We start from the raw sequence: 9,625 nt of genomic DNA on the forward strand, positions 1-9,625 counted from the left end.
ATGGTCCCGTCACGGGACGGCGTCACGGCAGGGCGATGATCCCCTTCCTGTCCGGGCCGCTGCCCGAAGCCGTCAACTCGGCGGTCAGCCTCCTCGTCGCCTTCGCGCTCGGCACCCTGATCGGGGCCGAGCGCCAGTACCGCCAGCGTACGGCGGGCCTGCGCACCAACGTCCTCGTGGCGGTGGGCGCGGCCGCCTTCGTCGACCTCGGCATGCGGTTGGAAGGTTCCCGCGGGGCGGTGAGCACCGTGGCCTACGTGATCTCGGGCGTCGGCTTCCTCGGCGCCGGCGTGATCATGAAGGAGGGCATGAACGTGCGCGGTCTCAACACCGCCGCGACTCTCTGGTGCTCGGCGGCCGTCGGCGCCTTCGCGGGGGCCGACCTGCCCCTGGAGGCGGCCTTCGTCACGGCGGCGGTGCTCGCCGGCAACACCCTGCTGCGACCCCTCGTCAACGCCATCAACCGCGCGCCCATCGACGAGAGCCAGACCGAGGCGACTTACGAGGTGCAGGTGACGGTGCAGGCGGAGGCCGCCGGCCCCACCCGCGACCTTCTGGTCGAGCGCCTGGAGGCGGCGCAGTACCCCGTCGGCGGCATCGAAGTGGTGGAGCGCGGCGAGGGCACCGTCGAGGTGGTGGCGACCCTGGTGGCGACGGCCGTGGCCGGCGCCGAGCTCGACGCCGTGGTGGCGGCCCTGGCGCGGATGCCCGGGATCGAGCACGCGACCTGGTCGGTGCAGACGGCGGATTGAGGGATGCGCGGGTGCGCCGGCGCACCTCGGCGAAAGCAGCGCGGATTGCCGGACCCGCTCTTCCGTACACCTCCTCCTCAAGGGATGGGCGGCGCTGCCTCCGGGTGGCCGGCCCTTTCGCCAACCGAGGATACGGATCAGCATGACAGCCCAGAAGAACGCCCTCGTCGTGGGGGCCTCGCGCGGCCTCGGGCTCGGCCTCGTCGAGACCTTCCTGCAGCGCGGTTGGCGGGTGACCGCGACCCAGCGCTCGGCCTCCCCGGGCCTCGCCGCGCTGAGTTCCGATGCCCTGACGGTCGAGACGGCCGACATCGACGACGACCACGCGGTGACCGGCCTGCACGACCGCCTGGCTGGCCAGAGCTTCGACCTGATCTTCGTGGTAGCCGGGGTGGCGACGCAGGCCCACGAGCCGCTGCACCGGGTGCCGCGCGAGGTCGCCGCCCAGGTCTATCTCACCAACGCGGTGAGCCCGGTGCGCTTCGCCGAGACCTTCCTCGACCGGCTCGCGCCGAACGGCCTCGTCGCCTTCATGAGTTCGATCCTCGGCAGCGTCGCCCTGAACGAGTCCGGCGGCTGGGAAACCTACCGGGCGAGCAAGGCCGCCCTCAACACCCTGGTACGCAGCTTCGAGATCCGCCACCGCGAGGCCGGCTTCGGCGTGCTGGTGCTGCATCCGGGCTGGGTCCGCACCGAGATGGGCGGGGCCGATGCCGATATCGACGTCGCCACCAGCGTGACCGGCATGGTGGAGGTCATCGAGGGCCGGTTCGGACGAACCGGAACGGCTTATCTCGACTACACGGGCAAGACGTTGGACTGGTGAGGTTTGGAAACCCGGGGCCGGACCAGATCCGGCCCTCGGGTCAAGGGCGCCCGATCGGCGGGCGTCCGCGCCGCTCGACGATCACCGGCGGCCGGGTCCGGCGTTCGACGATGACCGTGCGGGGCGCCCGGCTCGGGCTGGCGGCGGTGAGGATGCGCTCCGGCATTCGCTCGGAAGGGCGCTCGGGCTTGGCCTTGGCGGCGGCGACGACGTGTTCGCGCACCGCATCCGGCGGCAGGCCGATGAGGCCAGCGGCGATCTCGACCTGCTGCTCGATGTCGTCGGCGAGGTCCTGGGCCGCGGCGACGGCCTCGGGGATGGTCGGGGGCTCGCGCCGCACACGGATCGGCGGGAGATCCTGGAAGGATTTCGAGGTCTTCTTCACGGCGCGACTCGCATGGGGCATCGCCCGAACATAGGCGCGATTCGGTGGTTTGTGCAGCGCACACATTCGCGGGCGACCCACGCGTCGGATGCATCGCGGTGGCGTGATGGATTTTCAATCAGGCTCGCGGGCAGGCCCGCGAAGAGACCTGCATGAGCGAGAAGCGCTCTGCCGGTGGATTGGGCAGATTCGAGCGTCGAAATGCCGCGCGCGTCGCGGGCCTGCGCAGCCTGTTGCGATCGGGTCGCCAGGGGCGGATAGTCGGAGCCATGCAGGCTTGTCCCTTCGATCTCTCCGATCCCCGACTCGTTCCGGCCCGGCCCGAGATCGCCGATGCGCGCCTGCGCGGCCATGTCGAGGCCGACCGCTACGTCGTGGGTGAGGAACGCTCCGTCGTCGTGCCCGCCGCGCCGTTGCGCCGGACGCCCCGCTTCGATGCCGGTCTCGAGACCGAGGCGGTGATGGGCGACACGGTGACCGCCTACGGCGCCGAGGAGGGCTTCGTCTTCGTCCAGTTCGCCCATGACGGCTATGTCGGCTACCTGCCCGAGGCGGCCCTCGGCCTTGCCGTGGCGCCGACGCACCGCGTCACGGCCCTGCGCAGTTTCCTCTATCCCGGCCCCGACCTGAAGCAACCCGCCAGCGGCTGGCTGACCCTGGGCGCCCGCATCCGCGTGACGGAGACCGTCGGCGACTATCTCCGGCTCGCGAGCGGCGGCTACGTCTTCGCCGGCCATTGCGCGCCCCTCGCGGCAGTCGAGCCCGATTACGCGGCCACGGCCGAGCGCCTCGTCGGCACCCCCTATCTCTGGGGTGGGCGCACCAGCCTCGGCCTCGACTGCTCCGGGCTTCTCCAACTCTGCCTCGCGCAGGCCGGGATCGCGGCGCCGCGGGATGCGGACCAGCAGGAGCGCGGGCTCGGCGAGGCCCTGCCCCTGGACTTCGACGGTTTGCGACGCGGCGATGTCGTGTTCTGGCGCGGCCATGTCGGACTGATGCTCGACGCAACCCGCCTGATCCACGCCAACGGCCACCACATGGCGGTGGCGGTGGAGCCCTTGCGCGAGGCCGTCGCCCGCATCCAGGAGAAGAGCTACGGCCCGGTGACGTCGATCCGGCGGCTTATCTCGGAAGCGCAGATTCGGGTTTGAGTTCTCACCGATCGCTGTTCGTTTCCGCGCCGGCCGCTTTCAAAGCGTCCGAATCCGATTGCTCGTCGGCGGCAACTCGTACATCGAGCCTGCTGCGCTGCGCTCGCCGAAGGTCACGATGTCGTCCCAGAGGGCCAGGATGCGCTCTGCCTTCTTGACCAGGGGAGCCTTGTTAAGCCCTGCCGACAGGAAGAAACCCACGAGGCGGGATGTTCGGAATGCCTGAAACTCGGCCCGCGTTTTCCTGATCCTGCGATCGGCCGAGAGAACGACCCAGCGTCCCTCGTGGCCGAGTTCCGGTATCCACTGAAGGTCCTTCACGCCGGACCCGTAGCGGTCCCGAATGTGGATGATGTCGTGCTCACCGGCGAACAGGGCGTGCAGGGCGCGGGCGAGGGCAGGCGGAAGGTTTTCGTCGACGACGAACTTCACGCGGCCCGCAGGGATTCTTCGAAGCGAACGGCGTCGCGAACCACTGCGGGCGAGACCTCGTAGAGGCGCGCCACACGGTCCACCGATCTTTCCGCCACCACGGCTTCGGCCAGGGCGATCGTCGGAACACCGGATTCAGCGGCGATCGGCTGCCCGAATGACCGCTGCGGGTCGATGACAATGGTGTCCTTGCCGCCGAACGGTCGCCACCGAGCGACAACGGCATCGTCGAGATCCAGATCCCTGAACGTCCGCTCGATGACGGATCGGATGACGAACTGGCCTCGCTTCAGGTCCAGAAGTTCGGTCTCGCCGGTCGCCTTCAGGGTGTCGAGAAAGATCGTGCGGCCGTCCGTCCGAAATCGCCGGGTGGAGAACGGCCGTGGGTCCTGAACAGCCGCGCGCGCCTGCTCCAGGCAACTCCGGATGATCCGCAGATCGAGTCCTGCCTCAACGAATGCGTGGACGAAGCGAAGCTCGATAAGATCTCGGAAGCCGAGTTCCAGATACGCATCGGTTGACGGCAACTCGGGAGCCCAGAGCGGTGGCATACGGCCAGGCTTGCCACCTGATGTGAACGCGTAGCCGCCGAGCCAGCGCTGGATGTTGACCCTCGGCATGCGGATGAGCCGTGCCGCCTCGGGAACGGTGTAGTATCCGATCCCCAGAGGGGGCGCGTCAGGCGCAGCCGTTGATTTCACGCGCTCCAGCATCACATCGACCGTACGCGTCCGAGCCAGGCGCCGCTACGGGAATCCGCATGGATCATCGCCGTATGGAATGCGCAGTCCCGACCACCGGCCATTGTGCGTCGTCGCGGCTCAGCCCTTCAGCCGCATCTTGATCCGGTAGACCAGCCCGTCGCGCACATCGCGGTAGGCGTCGAGGCGCTGCTCCCGGGTGCCGTCCTGGATGATGGTCGGATCGGGCGTCGGCCAGTACTCGACCTCGACCGCGTTGGTGCGGGTCAGCTCCAGGGCGGCGTGATGGGCCTCCGGCGCCAGGGTGACGATGAGGTCGAAGTTCAGGCCCTCCCACTCCTCGAGTTGGGCGAGGGTGCGCGGCTTATGGCGCGCCGCGTCGATGCCGATCTCGTCGAGGGCCGCCACCATGAACGGGTCGGCCGGCTCGCCGGAGCGCACCCCGGCCGACTGCACGTAGATCGACTTGCCGAAATAGTGGCGCGCGACCGCCTCCGCCGCGAGCGAGCGCACGGCGTTGAAGTTGCACATGAACAGGACCGACTGCACGCGCGTTTTCTTCGGGCCGGTCGGATCCGCCATCCGGTCTTCTTCTCAGCCTCGCGCTGCGGGAGGGGTCGCGACTCTAAGCCTTCCAGTGCAAGGCGAAGACCAGGGTGAAGAGGCGCCGCGCGGTGTCGTGGTCGAGGTCGACCTTGCCCTCAAGACGCTGGCGCAGCAGGTCGGAGGCCTCGTTGTGCAGGCCTCGCCGTCCCATGTCGATCGCCTCGATCTGGGTCGGCGAGGCGGTGCGGATGGCGTTGTAGTAGCTCTCGCAGATCATCTCGTAGTCGCGGATCACCCGGCGGAACGGGGTCAGCGACAGGAGGTGGGTCATCACCGCCTCACCGTCCTCCCGCTTGATGACGAAGGCGAGCTTGCTCTCCACGAGCCCGAGGGTGAGGGCGTAGGGGCCCTCGCGGCCGGGTACCGTGAAGCTGTTGTCCTCCAGGATGTCGAAGATCGCGATGGCGCGCTCGTGCTCCTGGTCCGGGTTGCCCCGCCCGATCGATTCCTCGTCGAGGGTCACCACCGTGAGGCGGTGGGGGGATTTGGGCTCGCTCGATTTGGCCGCGCCGGACATCAGGCCCTCACAGGTTCAGGCGGATCGCCACCGAGCGGGCGTGGCCCTCCAGGCCCTCCGACCGTCCGAGCGCGATGGCCGAGGGTCCCAGGGCCCGCAGGGCCGCCGGGTCACAGCGCAGGATCGTGGTGCGCTTCATGAAGTCGAGCACGCCGAGCCCGGAGGAGAACCGCGCCGAGCGGGCGGTGGGCAGGACGTGGTTGGGGCCGCCGACATAGTCGCCGATGGCCTCCGGCGTGTGCGAGCCGAGGAAGATCGCCCCCGCGTTGCGCACCTTGGCGGCCAACGCCTCCGCGTCGGCGGTCTCGATCTCCAGGTGTTCCGGGGCGAGGCGGTCGACGAGCGGCACCGCCTCGTCGAAGTCGCGCACCACCACGATGGCGCCGTAGTCGCGCCAGCTCGCCCGGGCGATCTCGGCCCGGGGCAGGGTGGCCAGCGCGCGCTCCACCGCTTGCGCCACGTCGTCGGCGAGCCTCGCGGAATCGGTGATCAGGATCGACTGGGCCGCGGCGTCGTGCTCGGCCTGGGCCAGGAGGTCGGCCGCCACCCAGTCGGGATTGGCGTGGGCGTCGGCCAGGATCAGCACCTCGGAGGGGCCGGCGATCATGTCGATGCCGACCTGCCCGAAGACCCGGCGCTTGGCCGCCGCCACCCAGGCATTGCCCGGACCGACGATCTTGGCCACTGGCGCGATCGTGTCGGTGCCGTAGGCGAGTGCCGCCACCGCCTGGGCGCCCCCGACCCGATAGACCTCGTCGACGCCGGCGAGCTGCGCGGCGGCGAGCACCAGCGGGTTCATCGTGCCTTCCGGCATCGGCACCACCATGACGACGCGCGGCACTCCGGCGACGCGGGCCGGAATGGCGTTCATCAGCACCGAGGAGGGATAGCTCGCGGTTCCACCGGGCACGTAGAGGCCGACGGATTCCAGCGCCGTCCAGCGCCAGCCGGCCGTGACGCCCAGGCTGTCGGTGGCCATGTGGTCGCCCGGCACCTGGGCGGCGTGGAACGCCTCGATGCGTCCGGCCGCGAAGCGCAGCGCCTCCAGGGCATCCGCCGGGCAGGCCGCGACGGCGGCCTCGATCTCGGCCGGGGTCACCCGCAGGGATGCGACGGTGAAATCCTCGCCGAACCGGTCGAAGCGGCGGGTGTAGTCGACCAGCGCCGCGTCGCCGCCCGCGACCACGCCGGCGATGATGCCCCGCACGGTCTCGTCGACATCCTCCGAGATCTCGCGCTTGACGCTGAGCAGGCGCGTGAAGGCGGCGGCGAAGTCTTCGTCGCGGGAATCGAGGCGGACCATCAGGCTGTTCCCTTGCCGGTGTTTCCCTCGGAGAGGTTTCCCGCGATCGCGGCGCGGCCGGCCGCCACGGCCTCGTGGTCGGGCCGACCCTCCACCTCCCAGACCGGCCCGAGATCCTTGAGCTGCACCTCGATGCATTCGAGGTCGAGCTGAATCGCCGCGCCACCGGCGAAGACCAGGGTGGCGGTGCCGGAGGGGGCCTCGGTGGGCTCGAAGGTGATGGCGAGGAGTTCGAGGGGCGAATCGGACTCCGTCCCCGGGCGGATGCCACGGCTGCGCACCCGCAGCACCCGGTCGAAATGCATGCCGGTGAGGCGGCGGCGCGGCGGCGCCCCTTCCTCCGCCGACCAGTCGAAGCGGCGCGCCACCAGGACGAAGCGGTGCTGGCCCCCGAGATAGGCAAGGTCGCTCGCCTTCAGGATCGCATCCTGCAGATGGGCGGAGATGACGCCCAGGTCTTCGGCGTCGAGGGCGGCGAGCCTGAGAAGCTCCATGATCGGGTGTCGCGCTCCTGTCGGTGGGTCGGCCCGGATGCGGGCTCAGCCGTTCGCGGTCTGGGAGCCGTAGGTAGCGAGACGGCCCGCTCACGGCAACAGGCGGGTGGACTTCGCGGATTCGCGCGCCGCCATTGTCCCGCTCGGCTAACCTGCTACGGACGCGACGCTGCGCCGGACCTTGGCCGGCGAACGGAGCCGTGACGTGTCGACCGCATCCCTGTCCCTTCCCGGGTCCCTTCCCGGCGAGGTCTGTCCGCCACCCGAGGCCGCCGTCGCGGTCCGTGCGGTGGTCGCGATCCCCGTGCGCAACGAGGCCGAGCGCATCGCCGCCTGCCTGCATGCGATCGATGCCCAGACCGGCATCCCGCCGGGGAGCCTCGGCGTGGTGCTGTTCCTCAACAACTGTACCGACGCCACCGAAGCCATCGTCGCCGACCTCGTGCCGGGGATGTCGGTGCCGGTCCGCGTCGCCCACGTCACCTATGCCGGCGCCCATGCGGGCTGGGCCCGGCGCGAGGCGATGAACCGGGCGGCCGAGTGGCTCGGCGAGGACGGCATGATCCTCTCGACCGATGCCGACAGCCGGGTTCCGCCCGACTGGGTCGCGCGCAACCGGGCGGCCCTCGACCGGGGCGCCGACGCGGTGGCCGGACGCATCCAGCTCGATCCGGAGGAGCGCGCCCTGCTGCCGCCCTCCCTGCACTGGCGCGGCGATCGGGAGGACATCTACAGCGACCTCCTCACCGAGGCCGAGGCGCGCATCGACCCCGATCCGCACGATCCCTGGCCCTGCCATCGCACCACCATCGGCGCCACCTTGAGCGTCAGCGTCGCGGCCTACCGGGCGGTGGGCGGCATGCCCGCGATCGCGCTGGGCGAGGACGGCGCCTTCGTGGCGCTGCTGCTGGCGCAGGGACTGCACGTCCGGCACGATCCGTCGATCCTCGTCACGGTGTCGGGGCGCCTCGTGGGCCGGGCGCCGGGCGGTGTCGCCGACACCATCCGGGCGCGTTGCGAGAAGCCCGACAGCCTGTGTGACGCCCGCCTCGAGCCGGTGCCACGGGCGCTGTTCCGCTACGTCTGGCGCCGCCGCCTGCGCCGGCTGCACGCGGCGGGCCGCCTCGGCACCGAGCGCGGCTGGGCCCGGGCCCTGCGAATTCCGCCGGACGCGATCGCCCGCATCGTCGCCCATCCGCTCGCGGGCCATGCGGTGGCCGAGGCCGAGCGCGCCAGCCCGCGCCTGGTCCATCGTCCCCTGGGACCCCGGCAGCTGCCCGGCCAGATCCGCCTCGCCCGGGTGGTGCTCCCGGTAGTCCGCGTCGTGACGCGCCTGCTCGCTTGAGGAGCGCGCTCCTCAGGGATCGTTCAGGGCGCCGCCGCTAGATCTCGCGCGACCGCCAGAAGCAATCGAGGGGAGTATCCCATGCAGCGCACCACGATCAGAAACGCCATCCTGGCGCTCGCCACCGCGGCGAGCCTCGGCACCGGCCTCGGCGCCTTCGAGGCCAGCGCCCAGTATTACGGCGACGACGACCGTCCCCGCCGCTTCGAGCGCCGCTACGAGGAGGATCGCTACGAGCGCCGCCGCGACTTCGAGGACCGCTACGATCGCGGCCCCCGCCGTGGCTACGGCGAGCGCTTCGGTCGCCTCTGCCTGACGCAGCGCGGCAACTGCATCACCGAGCCGCAGCCCTGGGGTTCGCAGTGCCGCTGCATGATTCCCGGCTTCGGCCCCAAGCGCGGCGAGATCCGCGGCTGATCCAGCTTCGCTCTCCTCCCAGACCGGGAGGAGAGCCCGCGCGTCAGCTGCGGACGCGGGTGATTTCCGCGCCGCAGCGGGCGAGCTTGGCCTCCAGGGCCTCGAAGCCGCGGTCGAGGTGGTAGACCCGGTTGATGCTGGTCTCGCCCTCGGCCGCCAGACCCGCGATGACGAGGGAGACGGAGGCCCGCAGGTCCGTGGCCATCACGGGCGCGCCCTTGAGGCGCTCGACGCCCTCGACGATGGCGAGATCGCCCTCCAGCCGGATCTTGGCGCCGAGACGGGCCAGCTCCTGCACGTGCATGAAGCGGTTCTCGAAGATCGTCTCGCGAATGTTGGACTGGCCCTTGGCGAGCGTCATCAGCGCCATGAACTGCGCCTGCAGGTCGGTGGGGAAGCCCGGGAATGGATCGGTGGTCACATCGACCGCGGCGATGCCGCCGCCGTTGCGGCGGATGCGGATCGTGTCGACGCCGCTCGTGATCTCGGCGCCCGTGGTGGCGAGGATATCGAGGGCCGAATGCAGCAGGTCGGCGCGGGTGTTCTCCAGGGTGACGTCGCCGCCGGTCATGGCCACCGCCATGGCGTAGGTGCCGGTCTCGATCCGGTCAGGCAGCACGTCGTGGCGGGCGCCGTGCAGGCGCGAGACGCCCTCGATCGTGATGCGGGGCGTGCCGGCGCCCTCGATGCGGGCGC

General features: G+C 70.7%; 13 protein-coding genes. 5 read left to right on the plus strand and 8 right to left on the minus strand.

Annotation, left to right across the window (positions count from 1 at the left end; genetic code table 11):
• The first annotated feature begins 35 nt into the window (after positions 1-35).
• Together MFF30_RS19755 and MFF30_RS19760 are read left to right on the plus strand one after the other, a co-directional pair.
• Positions 36-752, plus strand: coding sequence for an MgtC/SapB family protein (locus MFF30_RS19755; RefSeq protein WP_238281382.1), 717 nt, complete (start codon positions 36-38; stop codon positions 750-752).
• Between the two features lie 142 nt (positions 753-894).
• Positions 895-1,578: an SDR family oxidoreductase gene (locus MFF30_RS19760; RefSeq protein WP_238281384.1), complete on the plus strand. Its 684-nt coding sequence runs from the start codon at positions 895-897 to the stop codon at positions 1,576-1,578.
• A 40-nt stretch (positions 1,579-1,618) separates the two neighbouring features.
• Here MFF30_RS19760 and MFF30_RS19765 read toward each other — a convergent pair whose 3' ends face one another.
• On the minus strand, positions 1,619-1,984 hold the full coding sequence (locus MFF30_RS19765; protein WP_354465501.1) for a hypothetical protein: 366 nt from the start codon (positions 1,982-1,984) through the stop codon (positions 1,619-1,621).
• Positions 1,985-2,232: 248 nt separating this feature from the next.
• On the opposite strand from MFF30_RS19765, the gene MFF30_RS19770 reads away from it, so the two are divergent.
• Positions 2,233-3,114, plus strand: a complete 882-nt coding sequence (locus MFF30_RS19770) for a C40 family peptidase (RefSeq protein ID WP_238281388.1) — start codon at positions 2,233-2,235, stop codon at positions 3,112-3,114.
• Between the two features lie 39 nt (positions 3,115-3,153).
• Here MFF30_RS19770 and MFF30_RS19775 read toward each other — a convergent pair whose 3' ends face one another.
• The 6 genes from MFF30_RS19775 to MFF30_RS19800 form a co-directional block, all read right to left on the minus strand.
• Positions 3,154-3,546: a PIN-like domain-containing protein gene (locus MFF30_RS19775; protein ID WP_238281390.1), complete on the minus strand. Its 393-nt coding sequence runs from the start codon at positions 3,544-3,546 to the stop codon at positions 3,154-3,156.
• Positions 3,543-4,259, minus strand: coding sequence for a DUF433 domain-containing protein (locus tag MFF30_RS19780; protein WP_238281393.1), 717 nt, complete (start codon positions 4,257-4,259; stop codon positions 3,543-3,545). The genes MFF30_RS19775 and MFF30_RS19780 overlap by 4 nt, the downstream gene beginning before the upstream one ends.
• A 108-nt stretch (positions 4,260-4,367) precedes the next feature.
• A complete protein-coding gene (locus tag MFF30_RS19785) occupies positions 4,368-4,829 on the minus strand; it encodes an arsenate-mycothiol transferase ArsC (protein ID WP_238281395.1) in 462 nt (153 codons plus the stop codon).
• Positions 4,830-4,872: 43 nt separating this feature from the next.
• The gene (locus tag MFF30_RS19790) at positions 4,873-5,370 is read right to left on the minus strand and encodes a UPF0262 family protein (protein WP_238281397.1); all 498 of its coding nucleotides are present in this window, start codon (positions 5,368-5,370) and stop codon (positions 4,873-4,875) included.
• Positions 5,371-5,377: 7 nt separating this feature from the next.
• The gene (gene hisD, locus MFF30_RS19795) at positions 5,378-6,673 is read right to left on the minus strand and encodes a histidinol dehydrogenase (RefSeq protein WP_238281399.1); all 1,296 of its coding nucleotides are present in this window, start codon (positions 6,671-6,673) and stop codon (positions 5,378-5,380) included.
• A complete protein-coding gene (locus MFF30_RS19800) occupies positions 6,673-7,167 on the minus strand; it encodes a DUF2948 family protein (RefSeq protein WP_238281401.1) in 495 nt (164 codons plus the stop codon). The genes hisD and MFF30_RS19800 overlap by 1 nt, the downstream gene beginning before the upstream one ends.
• Before the next feature lie 289 nt (positions 7,168-7,456).
• On the opposite strand from MFF30_RS19800, the gene MFF30_RS19805 reads away from it, so the two are divergent.
• The gene (locus tag MFF30_RS19805; protein ID WP_238281418.1) at positions 7,457-8,512 is read left to right on the plus strand and encodes a glycosyltransferase family 2 protein; all 1,056 of its coding nucleotides are present in this window, start codon (positions 7,457-7,459) and stop codon (positions 8,510-8,512) included.
• Positions 8,513-8,593: 81 nt separating this feature from the next.
• Positions 8,594-8,929 (plus strand): hypothetical protein, encoded by a 336-nt coding sequence (locus tag MFF30_RS19810; RefSeq protein ID WP_238281403.1) that lies wholly within the window; start codon positions 8,594-8,596, stop codon positions 8,927-8,929.
• Between the two features lie 43 nt (positions 8,930-8,972).
• Here the strand turns inward: MFF30_RS19810 and MFF30_RS19815 are convergent.
• Positions 8,973-9,625 (minus strand): UDP-N-acetylglucosamine 1-carboxyvinyltransferase (locus MFF30_RS19815; protein WP_238281405.1); only part of this gene is annotated, 653 nt, incomplete at its 5' end.

Origin of the sequence: Methylobacterium goesingense, from assembly GCF_022179225.1 — a bacterium.
Lineage (GTDB): Bacteria > Pseudomonadota > Alphaproteobacteria > Rhizobiales > Beijerinckiaceae > Methylobacterium > Methylobacterium goesingense.